At 70.8% G+C, this 16,505-nt stretch carries 10 protein-coding genes and 1 riboswitch; of the genes, 4 read left to right on the top strand and 6 right to left on the bottom strand.

Going from position 1 to position 16,505, the window contains the following annotated elements; all coding sequences use genetic code 11:
- Positions 1–29 precede the first annotated feature (29 nt).
- From VH914_01840 to gcvP, 3 genes are all read left to right on the top strand, one after another.
- Positions 30–1,853, top strand: coding sequence for an ABC transporter ATP-binding protein (locus tag VH914_01840; GenBank protein HEX4489921.1), 1,824 nt, complete (start codon positions 30–32; stop codon positions 1,851–1,853).
- Between the two features lie 118 nt (positions 1,854–1,971).
- Positions 1,972–3,888: an ABC transporter ATP-binding protein gene (locus VH914_01835; protein HEX4489920.1), complete on the top strand. Its 1,917-nt coding sequence runs from the start codon at positions 1,972–1,974 to the stop codon at positions 3,886–3,888.
- 116 nt (positions 3,889–4,004) lie between these two features.
- Positions 4,005–6,869, top strand: a complete 2,865-nt coding sequence (gene gcvP / locus VH914_01830) for an aminomethyl-transferring glycine dehydrogenase (protein ID HEX4489919.1) — start codon at positions 4,005–4,007, stop codon at positions 6,867–6,869.
- 3 nt (positions 6,870–6,872) lie between these two features.
- Here gcvP and VH914_01825 read toward each other — a convergent pair whose 3' ends face one another.
- From VH914_01825 to VH914_01805, 5 genes are read right to left on the bottom strand one after another with little or no spacing between them, the layout of a single operon-like run.
- On the bottom strand, positions 6,873–8,504 hold the full coding sequence (locus VH914_01825; GenBank protein ID HEX4489918.1) for a biotin/lipoyl-binding protein: 1,632 nt from the start codon (positions 8,502–8,504) through the stop codon (positions 6,873–6,875).
- A 2-nt stretch (positions 8,505–8,506) separates the two neighbouring features.
- The gene (locus tag VH914_01820; GenBank protein HEX4489917.1) at positions 8,507–9,742 is read right to left on the bottom strand and encodes an ABC transporter permease; all 1,236 of its coding nucleotides are present in this window, start codon (positions 9,740–9,742) and stop codon (positions 8,507–8,509) included.
- Positions 9,739–10,443 carry an ABC transporter ATP-binding protein gene (locus tag VH914_01815; protein HEX4489916.1) on the bottom strand — a complete coding sequence of 235 codons (705 nt, stop codon included), beginning with the start codon at positions 10,441–10,443 and terminating at the stop codon, positions 9,739–9,741. The genes VH914_01820 and VH914_01815 overlap by 4 nt, the downstream gene beginning before the upstream one ends.
- Positions 10,440–11,720 carry a biotin/lipoyl-binding protein gene (locus VH914_01810; GenBank protein ID HEX4489915.1) on the bottom strand — a complete coding sequence of 427 codons (1,281 nt, stop codon included), beginning with the start codon at positions 11,718–11,720 and terminating at the stop codon, positions 10,440–10,442. The genes VH914_01815 and VH914_01810 overlap by 4 nt, the downstream gene beginning before the upstream one ends.
- Before the next feature lie 50 nt (positions 11,721–11,770).
- Positions 11,771–12,745 carry a DUF5666 domain-containing protein gene (locus VH914_01805; protein HEX4489914.1) on the bottom strand — a complete coding sequence of 325 codons (975 nt, stop codon included), beginning with the start codon at positions 12,743–12,745 and terminating at the stop codon, positions 11,771–11,773.
- Positions 12,746–12,950: 205 nt separating this feature from the next.
- Positions 12,951–13,033: riboswitch (cyclic di-GMP riboswitch) on the top strand.
- Positions 13,034–13,181: 148 nt separating this feature from the next.
- On the opposite strand from VH914_01805, the gene VH914_01800 reads away from it, so the two are divergent.
- Complete coding sequence (locus VH914_01800; protein HEX4489913.1) at positions 13,182–14,897, top strand: S8 family serine peptidase; 1,716 nt, start codon at positions 13,182–13,184, stop codon at positions 14,895–14,897.
- A gap of 257 nt (positions 14,898–15,154) precedes the next feature.
- Here VH914_01800 and VH914_01795 read toward each other — a convergent pair.
- The coding region (locus VH914_01795) for a bifunctional diguanylate cyclase/phosphodiesterase (GenBank protein ID HEX4489912.1) at positions 15,155–16,505 on the bottom strand (1,351 nt) is incomplete at its 5' end.

The raw sequence follows: 16,505 nt of genomic DNA, 5'->3' as shown, positions 1-16,505 counted from the left end.
GTGGAAGCTCGAGGAGAGGAAGCAATCGCGTGAACGCGCAGTCCGAGGGCGCGGGCCGGAGCCTGCTTCGTCGGGGCGTTCACGTGCTGCGGCGCTTCATCTCGATGCACCCGTTGCCGTTCGCGACGGCGGTCACGGGATCGGTCGTCTACGCGGGCATGTCGGTCGCGGGCGCGACCGTGCTCGGCCGCGTGACCGACAAGGTGATCACGCCCGCGTTCGATTCCTCGAAGCACCTCTCGTACTCGACGGCGTGGTTCTACGGGTTCCTCGTCGTGCTCGTCGCGCTGCTGCGCGGTGCCGGTGTCGTCACGCGGCGGTACTTCGCGGCGATGACGGCCCGCCGCTCGCAGGTGTCGCTGCGGCTCGACGTGACCGACAAGTACATCGACGTGCCGCTCGAGTTCCACCGCGCGCACCCGACCGGCGAGCTGATGGCGCACGCCGACATCGACGTCGAGGCGTCGACCGAGGTCGTGCATCCGTTGCCGTTCTCGATCGGCCTGATCGTGCTGATCCTCTTCTCGGTCGTCGAGCTCTTCGTGATCGACCCGGTGCTCGCGATCGTCGGTCTGCTGCTGTTCCCGGCGATGTTCGTGCTGAACCGCTCGTACACGCGCCGGGTGGAGCGGCCCGCGGCGATGGTGCAGGAGCGCGTCGGAGAGGTGTCGGCGATCGCGCACGAGAGCTTCGACGGCGCGCTCGCGGTCAAGACGTTGGGTCTCGAAGCGCTCGAGAAGGCGCGACTCGCCGACGCCGCCGACCGCCTGCGTGCGGAGCGGATCGAGGTCGGGAAGCTGCGCGCGTTCTTCGAGCCGTCACTCGACGCGATGCCGAACCTCGGCAGCGTCGCGATCCTCGCGGTCGGCGGCTGGCGCGTCTCACAGGGCGCAGTGACGCCCGGTCAGCTCGTGACCGTCATGCTCCTCTTCACGTTGCTCGCGTTCCCGATGCGCGTCGTCGGGTTCCTGCTCGAGGAGCTGCCGCGTTCGGTCGTGTCGATCGCGCGCGTCGATCGCATCCTCGCGGCGCTGCCCGCGGTGCGACCCGCGAAGCCCCTGCCGCTGCCGGCCGGCGCGCTCAGTGTGTCGGCGGAGGCGGTCGGGTTCGCCTATCCCGGAAGCGATCCCGTGATCACCGGCTGCTCGTTTGCGATCGCGCCGGGTGCGATCGTCGCGCTCGTCGGCGCGACCGGTTCGGGCAAGAGCACACTCTGCGATCTCGTCGCGGGACTCGTCGCGCCCGATCAGGGAGTCGTGCGCATCGGCGGTGTCGACGGACGCGAGGTCGCGCCCGCCGAGCTGCGCGGTGCGGTCTCGCTCGTGTTCCAAGAGTCCTTCCTGTTCGCCGATCACATCGGCGACAACATCACGGTCGGTTCCGATGCCGACCTCGCGGCGCGCGACCGCGCCGCGGAGATCGCGCAGGCGGCCGACTTCATCGCCGAGCTCCCCGGCGGCTACGACACGATCGTCGGTGAGCGCGGCGTCACGCTCTCGGGTGGCCAGCGTCAACGCGTCGCACTCGCACGCGCGCTCGTGCGGCGACCGCGACTCCTGATCCTCGACGACGCGACATCGGCCGTCGACCCGACGGTCGAGGCCCGCATCCTCGGTGGTCTGCGCGACGAGCTCGACATGACGACGCTCGTGGTTGCGCACCGGCTCTCCACGATCGCGCTGGCCGATCACGTGCTCTTCCTGCGCGGTGGCGCGATCGCGGCGACGGGGACGCACGTGGAGTTGCTCGACGTGCCCGAGTACGCGGCGCTGGTGTCGGCGTACGAGCAGGCGAGCGACGAGGGCGAGATGGGTCGTGCCGCGGCCCACGACCGAGCGAGCATGCGACCGTGAGCGCCCAAGCCGACGAGGAGCGGGCCCGATGACGCCGCGGGCGGGCAGCGAAGAGCGGGCGAGCGGTCAACCCGGGGAACGGCCGAACGCCCGTGCCGATTCGCGCGAGCGCGCGACCATGCGGACCGAACCGACGGAGCCGCCGGCGGGTCCTGCGTTCGACGCGATGTCCGACGCCGCGCCCGCCGACGTGCTGCGCGAGGCCGTCGGTCATCCTCATCCCGAGCTCGAGGGTCTGCTCGACGACGACCTTCCGCTGCCGCCGCTCGGCGCGATCGCAGTCGTCCGCCGAGGGCTTGCCGTCAGTCCGGAGTTGCGGCGCGGCATCCGTGTCAGCTTCGCGTTCGCGGTCATCGCCGCGATCGGCAAGTTGATCGTGCCGATCCTGATCCAGCTCGTGCTCGAGCACGGCATCCTCGACGACGCGGGCTTCCGAGCCGGGTATGTCTACGGCGCGACCGCGATCGCGGTCGCGGTCATCGCGGCCGCGCTGTGGCTCAGCCGCATCGCGTACGTCCGGCTCGTGCACGCGGCGGAGGACACGCTCTACGGACTCCGCGTGCGCGTGTTCGAGCACATCCACCGGCTCAGCCTCGCCGACCACACCGAGACCAAGAAGGGCATCTTCGTCTCGCGTGTCACGAGCGACATCGAGACGCTCGCGCGGTTCGCGCAGTGGGGCGCGGTGTCGTGGGTCGTGAACGGCACGCTCATCGTCGGCACGCTGATCGTGATGTTCGTCTACTCGTGGCAGCTCGCGCTCGTCGTGATCGTCGCCTATCTGCCGGTGATCCCGCTCTTCCGAATCCTGCAGCGCGGTCAGCTGCGTGCGTACGACCTCGCGCGCGAACGCACCGGCGACATGCTGTCGGAGATCTCGGAGGTCATCGGCGGCGCGGCCGTCGTGCGCGCGTACGGTCTCGAGGACCGCGCCCGCACCCGCATGCGTGATCGCGTCCGCAAGCTCTACGACGCGCACATGCGCGCCGCGCTCTACTTCGCCGTGATGTTCCCGCTCGGCGACGTGTTCGGCTCGATCGCGATCGCGGCGGTGACGATCGTCGCCGCGTACAAGGGCCGGAGTCTCGGGCTCAACGTGAGCGACGTCGTCGCGTTCCTCTTCCTCACGAACCTGATCCTCAACCCGATCGCCGAGCTCAGCGAGATCCTCGACCAGACGCAGACCGCGATCGCAGGCTGGCGCAAGGTGATCGCGGTGCTCGACGTGCCCGTCGACGTCGTCGAGCCGAACGCGCCCGAGCAGGAATCGCTGCCGCCCGGCCCGTTGCCGGTGCGCGCCTCGGGAGTCGAGTTCGCGTACCGGGAGGGCGGCCGCGTGCTGCACGGCATCGACGTCGAGCTCCCCGCCGGCGCGAACGTCGCGATCGTCGGTGAGACGGGCTCGGGGAAGACGACGTTCGCGAAGCTGCTGTGCCGCCTCGCCGATCCCACTGCGGGGGAGATCGAGCTCGGAGGGATCGATTTGCGCACGGTCGCGCCCGTCGAACGGCGCGAGCGCATCCGCCTCGTTCCGCAGGACGGCTTCCTCTTCGACACGACGATCCGCGAGAACGTGCGTCTCGGGCGCATCGGCGCGACCGACGACGACGTCGACCGCGCCTTCGTCGCGCTCGGTCTCGACTGGTGGCTCGCGGCGCTGCCCGAGGGCCTCGACACCGAGGTCGGCGAGCGCGGCGAGAGTCTCTCGGTCGGCGAGCGGCAGCTCGTCTCGCTCGCACGCGCGCAGATGGGCGCGCCGGGCTTGCTCGTCCTCGACGAGGCGACCAGCGCGGTCGATCCGGAGACGGAGCGTGCGCTCGCGGGTGCGCTCGTCCGCGCCGCGCGCGGCCGCACGACGATCAGCGTGGCGCACCGGTTGTCGACCGCCGAGGCCGCCGACCTCGTGCTCGTGTTCGACGCCGGCGAGCTCGTCGAGCGGGGACACCACACCGAGCTCGTCGGCCGCGGCGGCGTGTACGCCGGCCTCTACGAGAGCTGGGTCGGCAATACGCGCGCCGACGGAACGAGCGCCTGAACCCGCGTTCGGTGGTACTGCGTTGTCGGGCCATGCCCCGACAACGCAGTACCACCGGGGCCGGTCGGGGCGGGTGAGAGGCACCAAATCGCGCTGCACTATCGTCGGCGCTTCGTATGGGACGCGGGCTGGAGTCGGCGAGCGAATCTGCGGGGTTCGCGCGGCGTCACATCGGCCCCGACGCGTCCGAGCAGCAGCACATGCTCGACGCGCTCGGCTACGAGTCGCTCGACGCGCTGGTCGACGCCGCGGTGCCGTCGTCGATCCGCGACCCGTCGCCCGCGGTCGGCGCCGATCCGATCGGCGAGGCCGAGGCGCTCGACCGGTTGCGCGCGCTCGGCGCCGCGAACCAGGTGCACACGTCACTCATCGGGCTCGGCTACACGGGCACGTTCACGCCGCCCGTCATCCAGCGCAACGTGCTCGAGAACCCCGCGTGGTACACCGCGTACACGCCCTATCAACCCGAGATCTCACAGGGCCGGCTCGAGGCGCTCCTCAACTTCCAGACGATGATCGCGGACCTCACGGGCATGGAGATCGCGAACGCGTCCCTGCTCGACGAGGGCACCGCGGCAGCCGAGGCGATGGGCATGATGGCGCGGCTCGCGCCGAAACGGCGGCAGATGCTGTTCGTCGACGCCGACTGCCATCCACAGACGATCGCGGTCGTCGCGACCCGTGCCGAGCCGCTCGGCATCGACATCGTCGTCGGCGATCCCGACCGCGAGCTCGTACCCGACGACGCGTTCGGCGTGCTGCTCCAATACCCGGGCAGCAGCGGTCGTGTGCGCGACGACGCCGCGCTCATCGCGCGTTGCCGCGAGGCCGGCGTGCTCGTGACCGTCGCGTCCGATCTGCTCGCGCTGGTGCTGCTGCGGTCGCCGGGCGAGATCGGCGCCGACATCGTCGTCGGCTCCGCGCAGCGCTTCGGTGTGCCGCCGATGTTCGGTGGGCCGCACGCGGGCTTCATCGGAGTGCGCGACGAGCACAAGCGCACGCTGCCGGGCCGACTCGTCGGGGTGTCCGTCGACGCGGCGGGCCGGCCGGCAATGCGCCTCGCGCTCCAGACGCGCGAGCAGCACATTCGGCGCGAGAAGGCGACGAGCAACATCTGCACCGCGCAGGTGCTGCTCGCGGTCATCGCCGGCTTGTACGCGGTGTATCACGGACCCGAAGGACTCGAACACATCGCCCGGCGCGTGCACCGGCTCACCGCGATCCTCGGCGCGGGGCTGCGCGACGCGGGTGTCGAGGTCGTGCACGACGCGTTCTTCGACACGCTCACCGTGCGGGTGCCCGGACGCGCCGATTCGATTGCGAGCGCGGCGCGCGACGCGAAGATCAACCTGCGCGTCGTCGACAGGGCCACCCTCGGTATCACGCTCGACGAGACGACGACGGTCGCGATCGTCGAGTCCGTCTGGCGCGCGTTCGGCGTCGACGCGACGGTCGCCGCACTCGACGCGCGCGTCGACGACGCGCTCCCGGAATCGCTGCAACGCACCAGCGAGATCCTCACGCACCCCGTCTTCCACCGGCACCGGTCGGAGACGCAGATGCTGCGTTACCTCCGGCGCCTCGCCGACCGCGACGTTGCCCTCGACCGGTCGATGATCCCGCTCGGTTCGTGCACGATGAAGCTCAACGCGACGACCGAGATGCTGCCGGTCACGTGGCCGGAGTTCGCGTCGCTGCACCCGTTCGCGCCGATCGACCAGGCGCGTGGCTACACCGAGCTCATCACCGACCTCGAGCGCATGCTGTGCGAGATCACGGGCTACGACGCGGTGTCGTTGCAACCGAACGCCGGTTCCCAGGGTGAGTACGCGGGCCTGCTCGCGATCCGCAAGTACCACGCCGAGCGTGGTGACACCCACCGCGAGGTCTGTCTTATCCCCGCGTCCGCGCACGGAACGAACGCGGCGAGCGCGGCGATGGCGGGACTGCAGGTTGTCGTCGTGAAGACCGACGAGCGCGGCAACGTCGACATCGACGATCTCAAGGCGAAGGTCGTCGACAACGCCGACCGGCTCTGCGCGTTGATGGTGACGTACCCGTCGACGCACGGCGTCTACGAGGACCAGATCGCCGACGTCTGCGCGCTCGTTCACGACTCGGGCGGCCAGGTGTACCTCGACGGCGCCAACCTCAACGCGCTCGTCGGTGTCGCGAAGCCCGGTCGCTTCGGTGCCGACGTGTCGCACCTGAATCTGCACAAGACGTTCTGCATCCCGCACGGCGGCGGCGGCCCCGGCGTCGGCCCGGTCGCGGTGCGCGCCCATCTCGCGCCCTATCTACCGAACCATCCGCTGCGTGAGGAGGCCGGTCCCGCGACGGGAGTGGGCGCGATCGCGTCGGCGCCGTGGGGATCCGCGGGCATCCTCCCGATCTCGTGGACCTACATCACGATGATGGGCGGCTCGGGTCTGCTCGACGCGACACGCGTCGCGATCCTCAACGCCAACTACGTCGCGCACCGGCTCGCGCCGCACTATCCCGTCCTCTACACCGGCGCGAGCGGCCTCGTCGCGCACGAGTGCATCATCGACCTGCGCCCGATCACCAAGGACGCGGGCGTCTCCGTCGACGACGTCGCGAAGCGGCTCATCGACTACGGCTTCCACGCGCCGACGATGTCGTTCCCGGTCGCGGGCACACTCATGATCGAGCCGACCGAGTCGGAGGATCTCCTCGAGCTCGACCGCTTCTGCGACGCGATGATCGCGATCCGCGCCGAGATCGCGCGCGTGCAGTCGGGTGCGCTCGCCGCCGACGACAACCCGCTGCGCGGCGCGCCGCACCCCGCGGCCGACGTCGTGTCCGACGGTTGGTCGCGCGCCTATTCGCGTGAGGAGGCCGCGTTCCCGGTCGCCGCCTTGCGGACCGACAAGTACTGGCCGCCGGTCAGCCGTGTCGACAACGTCTACGGCGACCGCAACGTCATGTGCTCCTGCCCACCCCTGTCCGAGTACGAGTAGGCGTCACTTCCCGAACTGTTGGACCACGGTGGGGCCGTTGCCGCCTCCGAGGCCGTTGGAGAACGTGCCGCCGTTGTTCGTGCTCGTGTTCGTGTTCGACGACGGGATCGACGCGCCGGTGTCGGCGAGGCTGACGACCTGACCGGCCGTTAGGCCGGACGTGATCACCGTGCGCGTGGCGCCGACGGTGCCGACCTGCACGATCGTGGTGGCCGGCTTGCCCTTCGTCATCACCGTCACCGTGTGCAGAGCACCGGTGGAGTGCACCGCCGAGGTCGGGACGGTCAGCGCGTTCGCGGTGTGCGCGGTGACGATGGTGACCGCCGCCGACGCGCCGTTGCGCAGTCCCGACGGCCGGCCGGTGAAGCCGATCGTCACGGCGTAGCTGCTCGTGTTGTTGCTCGTCGACTCGACGACGGCGATCGCGACGACCCGGCCGGTGAGCGGCGCGCTCGAGCCGTCGGGGACGATCGTCGCGCTGTCGCCGACCTTGAGCTTCGCCCGGTCCGCGATCGTGACGCTCGTCGCGATCTCGTAGCCTCCGTCGCCGACCACGACGACGTTCGCGGTGCTCGACGCGGCCGCCACGCTGTCGCCGGCGGCGAGGCCGACGCTCGCGACCGTGCCCGTGATCGGGCTGACGATCGTCGCCTGCGCGAGATCCTGCTGTGCCGCGGTGACCTCGGCGGCCGCGGCGGTCACGGATGCTTCGTAGGACGCGATCTGCGCGTCGGTGTAGTCGACGCTCGTGCTCGGTGTCGTCGTGGACGTCGTGGCCGGCGTGGTCGACGGGGTGTTGGCGTTCGATCCGCCGGCGCTCGACGACAGGAGCACGCTCAACTGCTGCTGCGCGCGAGCCAGATCCTGCTCCGCCGACGCGACCGACTGGAGCGCGCGCAGCGCCGCGGCCTGCGCGGTCGCGCAACTCGACGCCGGTGGTGCGCTCGGTGTCGTCGTCGAGGTGGTGGTCGACGTCGTGGTCGGCGGGCTCGACGCGCACGCGGTCGCGCTGCGCTGGACCGCGGTCTGGGCGGCGCCGAGCGCAGCCTGCACCTTCTGCTGCGCCTGAGTGACCGCGCGCTCCGCGGCTTGCAGCGCGCGGCCACCGCTTCCCGACGGGTTCGACGGGTTCGACGGATTCGACGGACTCGCGGTCGCCGCCGCGGTCGTCGGCGTCGTCGCGCTGCTCGATGCGCCGGTGGCGCCGGTCGCGTCGTGCCCGCTCGGCGACGCGCCGCCGCTCCCACCGGAGACCTGCTCGCCGTTGCGCACCTCGTCGAGCGTGAGCTCGGCCGACGCGAGGCTCGCCTCGGCCTGGGTGAGTGAGGCGAGCAGCGACGAGGTGTCGAGCGTCGCGAGCGTCTGTCCCGTCGTCACCGACTGCCCGGGCTTCACCGCGACCGACGCGACCGTCCCCGCGATCGGGAACGCGACCGTCGCCTGGTCGACGGGTTGGATCGTGCCGGTCTCGTGCAGCGCAGCGTCGACGTTCGCCCGCGTGACGAGTGCGGTGCGGTAGGTCGTGCCGTGCGATCCCGTCGCGGCGACCGCTGCGGTCGCGATCGCGCCGATGATCGCGAGCACGACGATCGTGCGCACGACGACGCGCGTGGAGCGGGGGTGGCGGATCGTCATCGCTATTCCGTTCGCAGGGCGTCGATGGGTGCAAGGCGCGCGGCGCGCGTCGCCGGGTAGACGCCGAACGCGAGGCCGATGACGATCGCGACCGCGATCGCCCCGGCCGACGCGGTCGGGGAGAACGCGACCGGCGACGAGATGAAGTGCGGGAGCACGTTGGCGCCGATCAGTCCGAGCGCGGCGCCGAGCACACCACCGGCGAGTCCGAGCGTCGAGGCTTCGACGAGGAACTGGCGGCGGATGACACGCGGTCGCGCGCCGAGCGCCTTGCGGAGGCCGATCTCTCGGATCCGCTCCGTGACCGAGACGAGCATGATGTTCATCACGCCGATGCCGCCGACGAGCAGCGAGATGCCGGCGATCCCGCCGAGCAGCACGGTCAGGGTCTTGTCGACCGACGTGGCGGCGTCGATGAGCGAGTCCTGCGTCGTGATTGTGAAGTCCGCGTCGCTCGCGGTCGTGATGCCGTGCAGTTGGAGCAGCTCCTGGTCGGCCTCCTGGTATGCGGCCGACAGGGTGGACGAGCCCGTCGCCTCGACGTAGATCGTCCCGACCGACGTGCGCGCGGTGCCGCCGATGAGCCGTTCGGTCGCGGTCGAGTAGGGGACGATCGCCTGGTCGTCGTCGTTCGTGCTGCTGCTCGAACCGGAAGGGCTGAGCACGCCGATGACCTGGAGCGGGACGCCGTTGTAGGTCACGGTCTGTCCGACCGCGGCCGCGCTGCCGCCGAAGAGCTCCTGCGCGGTGTCGGAGCCGAGCACGGTCACCGCGCGCGACTTCGTCTCGTCGGCGGCGTTCAGGAACCGGCCGGTGTCGACCTTCCGCGCGCGTACCTGGAGCCACGAGTCGGTGGTGCCGACGACGCTCGTCGTCCAGTTCGTGGTTCCCGCGGTCAGCGACCCCGACGTCGACGTCGTCACCGCGATTGCCTCGATGTCGGGTGCGACCGTCTTCGACGCGAGCGCGTCGGCGTCGGACTTCGTGAGTGTCGAGGCGGAGCCGAACCCGCCGCGCACGCCGGAGCTGCTCGTCGATGAGCCCGGCGAGATGATGAGCAGGTTCGTGCCCAGGGCGTTGATCTCGCCGCGGACCTCGGCCTGCGCGCCCTCGCCCAGACCGACGGTGAGGATCACCGCGGCGATCCCGATCAGGATGCCGAGCATCGTGAGGCTCGAGCGCAGTCGGTGCGTGCGGATCGCTTCGAAGCCGGTGCGGAAGGTGTCGAGCCAGCTCATCCTGCGACCACCTCGAGCTCCGAGTCCTCGGCGATCTCGCCGTCGAGGATGTGCACGACCCGACTTGCCTCCGCGGCGACGTCGCGCTCGTGCGTGATGAGGACGATCGTGCGGCCCGCGTCGTGCAGGTCGCGCAGCAACCGCAGCGCGTCGCGCGTCGACGCGGAGTCGAGATTGCCGGTCGGCTCGTCGGCGAGGATGAGCGCGGGCTCGGTCACCAGCGCGCGCGCGACCGCGACGCGTTGCTGCTGACCTCCCGACAGCTCGCCCGGGCGGTGCTCGATGCGATCACCGAGCCCGACCTGCTCGAGCGCGGCGATCGCGCGGTCGCGTCGTTCGGCGCGCGGCACACCCGAGTACGCGAGCGGCAGCTCGACGTTGCGCCACGCGTTCAGCGAGGGCAACAGGTTGAACTGCTGGAAGACGAACCCGATGCGCCGGTTGCGCACGTCGGCGAGCTGGTCCTCGCTCATCGAGCCGACGTCCTCGCCGGCGAGGTGATAGCTGCCGGCGGACGGCACGTCGAGGCAGCCGATGATGTGCATCAGGGTCGACTTGCCGGAGCCCGAGGGTCCCGTGATCGCGAGGTACTCACCGCTGCGGATGACGAGCGACACGGCGCGCAGCGCGTGCACCTCGAGCAGACCCGCGCGGTACGTCTTGTCGACGTCGACGAGCTCGATGACCGTCGCGCCGCTCATTTCCCGAACTCTCCACCGCCGGGCGGCGTGAAGTTGCCGCCGCCGGGTGGGGTGAACGTGCCGCCGGTGCCCGAGTTGTTCGAGCCGTTGCCGCTCCCACGCGTCGCCGCAGGTGTGGCGACGACGACCTCCTCACCGGTCTTCAGCCCGCTCGTGATCTGGACCTCACCGCCACTCGTGATGCCGGTCGTCACCGCGCGCTTCACGGTCTTGCCGTTCGTCGACACGGTGACGTACGACTGACCGTTCGACTGCGTCACCGCGAGCGTCGGGACCTGGATCGCGTTCTGGAGCTCGTGGTACGTGATCGTCGCCTGCGCGGTCGCACCCGAGTACAGGCCCGTCGTCGCGCCGGTGACGGTCACCGCGACGGGGAACGTCGCCACACCCGAGCTCGCCGACGCGATCGCACCGACCGACGTCACCTTCGCGGTCGTGCTCGTCGTCGGTGTGTTCGTGGTCGTCGAGTTGCCGGTGGACGAGTTGCTCGATTGGTTGGCGCTCGGATTCGCGGCGCGGTTGCCGAACCCTCCGAAGGAGAAGGTGCCGAGCCCGCCGAACCCGTTGCGCCCGCTGCTCGATGCGCTCGACGGGCTGACGGTCGCGCTCTGACCGACCTTCAGCTGCGAGATCTGGGTGTCGTCGACGTCGAGGTTCACGACGAGCTTCGTGCTCACGACCGTGATCTGCGCGCTCGACGCGTCGCTCGACGACGCGTCCGGGACCGTCGGGCCGGCGCCCGAGTCGCTCCCGCTCGGCGTGTTGCCCGATGCGCCGCTGCTCCCGAGCTGCTGACCGACCGTGAGGCTCACCGTGGAGACGACCCCGTCGATCGGAGACGTCAGCGACGCGCCCGCCAACGCGGTGCGGGCGCTCGCGAGCTGCGCCTGGTCGGACGCCAGGGTGGCGCGGTCCGCCGTGAGCTGCGCCGAGGACGCGCCGTTGGCGTCGTCGTCGTCGAGCGTCGACTGGTCGGCCGTGACCTGCGCCTCGGCTTGCACCACCGCGCTCGCGAGCGACGCGGAGTCGATCGTCGCGAGCACCTGACCCTTCACGACCTTCTGCCCGGCCTTCGCGTTCACCGCGGTGACCGTGCCGGAGGCCGAGAAGCTCAGATCCTCGGTGTCGGCGGGGGCGAGCGTCCCCGACGCCGAGACGGTCTGGCTCATCGTGCCCACGGTCGCGGCCACGAGTCGCGAGGTTGCGGCGGCCGCCGGCGACTTCTTCGCGGTCGCGCGCGCTCCGACGTACGCCGCGGCGGCGATGACTGCCACCACGAGGACTGCTCCGACCGCCCGGACGCGCGGACGCTTGAGGTTCTGCCACATCAGGAGCTCTGCCCCTGGCTGGTCTGCGGGCCGCCGGGGAAGTTGCCCCGCCCGAACCCGCCGGCGTCGCCCTCGCGGATCGACGTCGCGGTGAGGGTTCCGTTCTTCGTGCTGCCCATCACGCTGACGGAGTCGCCGACCGCGAGCGCCGACACGGTGCTCTTCGTCGTGCGGCTGACCGACGTCGAGGAGGACGCGGTGACCGTCACTTCGGCGCCTGCCGAGGTCGTCAGCGTGATCGTCGACCCGGAGATCGACTTGACGGTCCCGCTCTGGGCCACGAACTGCGTGCTCGGCGCGCTCCCGCTACTCCCGCTGCCCGGCGGGGTGCCGTTGAAGCTCGGCGCCTGGCCGTCGGTGCTGCCGCCGCCGGGAGGACCGCCGAAGGTGCCGCCACCGAAGCCGGTGCCGCCGAGGTCGGTGGCGCCGGTGTCGGTGATGCGCTGCGCGGCGAGGCTCGTGCTCGAGCCGCTGCCGACCACGGTGACGTGGTCACCGACCGCGACGGCGCCCACCGACGAGTCGGCCGACTTGGTCACGGACGTGCTCGAGGTCGTCGCGACCTTCGTCGCCGTCCCGTCGTTGCCCTTGACCGTCAGCGTCGAGCCGTCGATCGCGGAGACGGTCCCGAACGCGCCGTTGCCGTTGCCGAAGCGGCCTTGGGAGCTGCCGCCCGGGCCGTAGCCGCCGAGCGCCGGGTTCGGGGCGCCGTTCGTCGCGGCGGTGTTCGCGGTGGCCCCCGCGTTGCTGCCGCTCGCGGCGTGGACGCCGAACGCGGCCGCGCCCGCGATGACGACGACGGCGCCGGCGGCGAGGACCGCCTGTCGTCGCCGATTCGGTGGCACGGCCGGCTCGTCCGCCGCGGCCGGCTCGGCGGGCGTCGCCCCGGTCGCGGCTGCAACCGCATCGGTGTCGTCCGCGAGGGGAGCGAGGGCTTCGAGGTCGGACTCGTCGGGTGGCTCGGCTGTGTCCATCGGTCGCGCCTCCTGTGCGCGCCGGCGCGGGTGCACCGGACGTTGCCGATGATCGAGAAACAGGTTGAGAGCCGGCTGCGAACCGGCCCGCGACTTGCCGAGCATCCGGGCCTCCGGCCTGTTCGCGCGCTGCGTGAGAAAGTTGTTCAAATTGTTCTCAAGCACGCGCGGAGCGCGGCCGAAGAATTGCCTGCCGACAAAGAGTCGGTCGGACGAAGCGAAGATCTGCCGCCTTTATGTGGTCGCCTGGACGGCAGGGAGCTAGTGGCGAACCCGGCGTCCTGTTCGAGTCCCAGCCGGCGCTTTCAGCGCCCTCGAAACAGGAGCGGGTTACTTGCGAGACACCCTGTCGTCCCCGGGAGGTACGGAGCGAGGCCATCGCGGCCGCGTCTCCACGCCCCGGGGAATCGAATGGGCCAAGCGGCGGGTCGCCGTCGTGGCAGGTGTCGCCACCCTCGGCGGCATCCTGACCATGGCGCCGGCCGGCGCGTCCGGTCCCGGACCGTCAGCGTCGACGGTCACGGGTCCGAGCCAGACGGTCCTCGTGACCGCCGCGGTACGCCCCGACCCCTACAACGCAGCCACCGCGGGCGACCCGGCGGCGAACGACATCGACGCCACCGTGCGTTCGATCCAGACGAACGCCGTCGACAACGTCGTCACGGCGACCACCGGCCAGGACGGCACGGACCTCGACGCTGCGAACGGCGTCGTCGCCAACGTCACGCCGACACAGCTGGCGGCCCTCCAGGCCAACCCGGCCGTCGTCGTCACGCCGAACCTGCCCGTCGCGATGGCCGACGCCTCCCTCGGCTCGACGCTCACGGGCCTCACGTCGACACTGACGTCGACGCTCACGTCGACCGTGTCGACGCTGTCGTCCGCGACGCCGAACCCGGCGCCGACCCGGCCGCCCGCCGCCGTCTTCCCCCAGACCACCGGAGCAACGACGCTCTGGTCGCGGGGCATCGACGGCAACGGCGTCACCGTGGCGGTGCTCGACACCGGCATCACGAAGAGCTCCGACCTGAAGCACGTCATCGGTGGCGTCGACTTCAGCGGTGAGGGCAACCCGTACGACGACAACTACGGCCACGGCACGTTCGTCGCCGGCCTCATCGCCGGCGCCGGCACCTCGTCGAAGGGCCAGTACATGGGGGAGGCGCCCAACGCCAACCTCGTGGCGGTGAAGGTCGCCGGTGCCTCCGGGCTGACCGACGTCGCAACCGTGATCAAGGGCATCAACTGGGTCGTCAACAACGCGGACCGCTACAAGATCCGGGTGTTGAACATGTCGCTCGGCGCGATCCCGGTGACCTCGTCGGTCCTGAACCCGCTCGACCAGGCGGTCGAGACGGCGTGGCAGGCGGGCATCGTGGTCGTCGTCTCGGCCGGCAACGCCGGTCCGTTCAACGGCACGATCCTCTCGCCCGGTGACGACCCGCTGGCGATCACGGTCGGCTCGCTCGACGACAACGGCTCGACCGACGCCACCCAGGCGCAGACGAGCCCGTTCAGCAGCGCAGGTCCGACGAACCCCGACGGTTGGTTCAAGCCGGACCTCGTGACCTCGGGTCGCTCGGTCGTGAGCCTGCGGGCTCCCGGCTCGACGATCGACACGCTGAACTCGACGGCGGAGATCGGCAAGAACAACTTCGTGGGCTCGGGCACGTCGTTCAGCGCGGCGGTCACGAGCGGTGCGGCGGCGCTCGAGATCCAGAGCAGCAAGCTCTGGCCCGGTGCCAAGGGTCAGTTCCCGATCACGCCCGACCAGGTGAAGGCGCAGCTCCTCGGCACGACGACGGCAGGCCCGGTGGGCAACCCGTTCGTCGACGGCCACGGCGCCCTCAACGTGCTCAAGGCGGTGGTCAACCCCGGCCTGCAGCTCACGCAGACGGTGCCGACGACGCCCACGAACATGGGTGACACGGTGAACCTCAAGGACACCTGGCAGGGCTCGAGCTGGAACGGCTCCAGCTGGAACGGGTCCTCGTGGAACGGGTCGAGCTGGAACGGCTCGAGCTGGAACGGGTCCTCGTGGAACGGGTCGTCCTGGAACGGCTCCAGCTGGAACGGCTCCAGCTGGAACGGCTCGAGTTGGAACGGGTCGAGCTGGAACGGCTCGTCCTGGAACGGCTCCTCCTGGAACTGAGCGCATCGGCTCGACTCCGGGTTTCGCACATCCGGCTCGCAACGGCAACGCCGCCGTTGCGAGCCGGTGTCGCGCCCGGGCTCAGTCGCTCGGGGCTCGTCGCGGCGGCCGTCGCGTTCGACGCGCCTTCAGTACCGCTCCGGGGGAATCATTGCTCGCCAACGGCGATGGCGGCCCGCACGGGCGACCGCCCGGTGGTCGTGACTGCGTGAACAACCGACGCACGGGGCTCGTTCAGGTGGGCGGAGCGTCCGAGCTCAGCGGCCGGCGCCGACGGGGATGGCGCGCACCGTCGTGAGCCACGCGGAGAGCGCGGCGCTCGGCAGCGGACGGCTGATGTAGTAGCCCTGCGCGATGTCGCAGCCCATGGCGACGAGCGCGTCCCACGCGCTCTCGGTCTCGACGCCTTCGGCGACGACGCGCAGGCCGAGGTTGCGGGCGAGGTCGATGATCGAACGCACGATGACGGCGTCGTTCTCGTCGTCCTGCATGTTGAGGACGAACGACTTGTCGATCTTCACCTCGTCGACCGGCAGTCGCTTCAGGTACGACAGCGACGAGTAACCGGTTCCGAAGTCGTCGATTGCGAGCGTGCAGCCCATCGACGAAAGCCGGTTCAGCACGCGCATCGCGTACTCGGCGTCGGACATGACGCTCGTCTCCGTGATCTCGAGCACGAGTCGCGACGGCTCGACGCCCGAGAGCGTGAGCGCGCGCGCGATGTCGTCGACGAGATCCGAGTCGAGCAGGCTGCGCGCCGACAGGTTGACCGCGACCGACAGGTTGTTGCCGCGGTCGCGCCATTGCCGGCACTCGGTGAGCGCGGTGCGCAGCACGAAATCGGTCATCGGCCCGATGAGTCCGGTGCGCTCGGCGATCGGGACGAACTCGTCCGGTGGCACGAGGCCTTCGGCCGGGTGCGGCCAGCGGACGAGCGCCTCGACACCGATGACGCGGCCGCTTGCCATGTCGACCTTCGGCTGGTAGTGCATCTCGAGGCCTTCGTGCTCGATGACGCTGCGCAGCTCGCCGACGAGGGCGAGCTTGCGCGGGCTGTGCTCGTCGAGGTTCTCGCCGTAGCACGCGACGCCGGGCGCGGTGTTCTTCGCCGCGTACATCGCGACGTCGGCGCGCCGCAGCAGCGTCGACGCGTCGCGACCGTGCACCGGCGCGAGCGCGAGACCGATGGTCGCGCTGACCTCGAGCTCGAGGTCCTGGTACGTGAACGGACGCTGCAGGACTTCGCGCAGCGACCGCGTGAGCGCGAGCGCGTCGCCCGCGGATCCCGGGGACGGGTCGAGCAGCGCGAACTCGTCGCCGCCGAGCCGGGCGACGGTCACGCGATCGGCGGCCGCGCGCTGGAGACGCGCCGAGACCTCCTGCAGGAGGAGGTCGCCGGTCGCGTGGCCGAGGGTGTCGTTGATCTCCTTGAAGCGGTCGAGGTCGATCAACATGACCGCGATCTGGGGATCCGTCGGTCGCTGGCGCGCGAGCGAGTCGGCGAGCCGCTGGAGGAACAGCACCCGGTTGGGCAGTCCGGTGAGGTTGTCGTGCAGCGCCTCGTGCCGGAGCCGGTCGACGAGGCGCGCGTTCTGCAGCGTGACGCTC

The organism is Acidimicrobiia bacterium (assembly GCA_036271555.1).
Lineage (GTDB): Bacteria > Actinomycetota > Acidimicrobiia > IMCC26256 > PALSA-610 > DATBAK01.
This window is presented reverse-complemented; position numbering and strand designations above follow the sequence as displayed.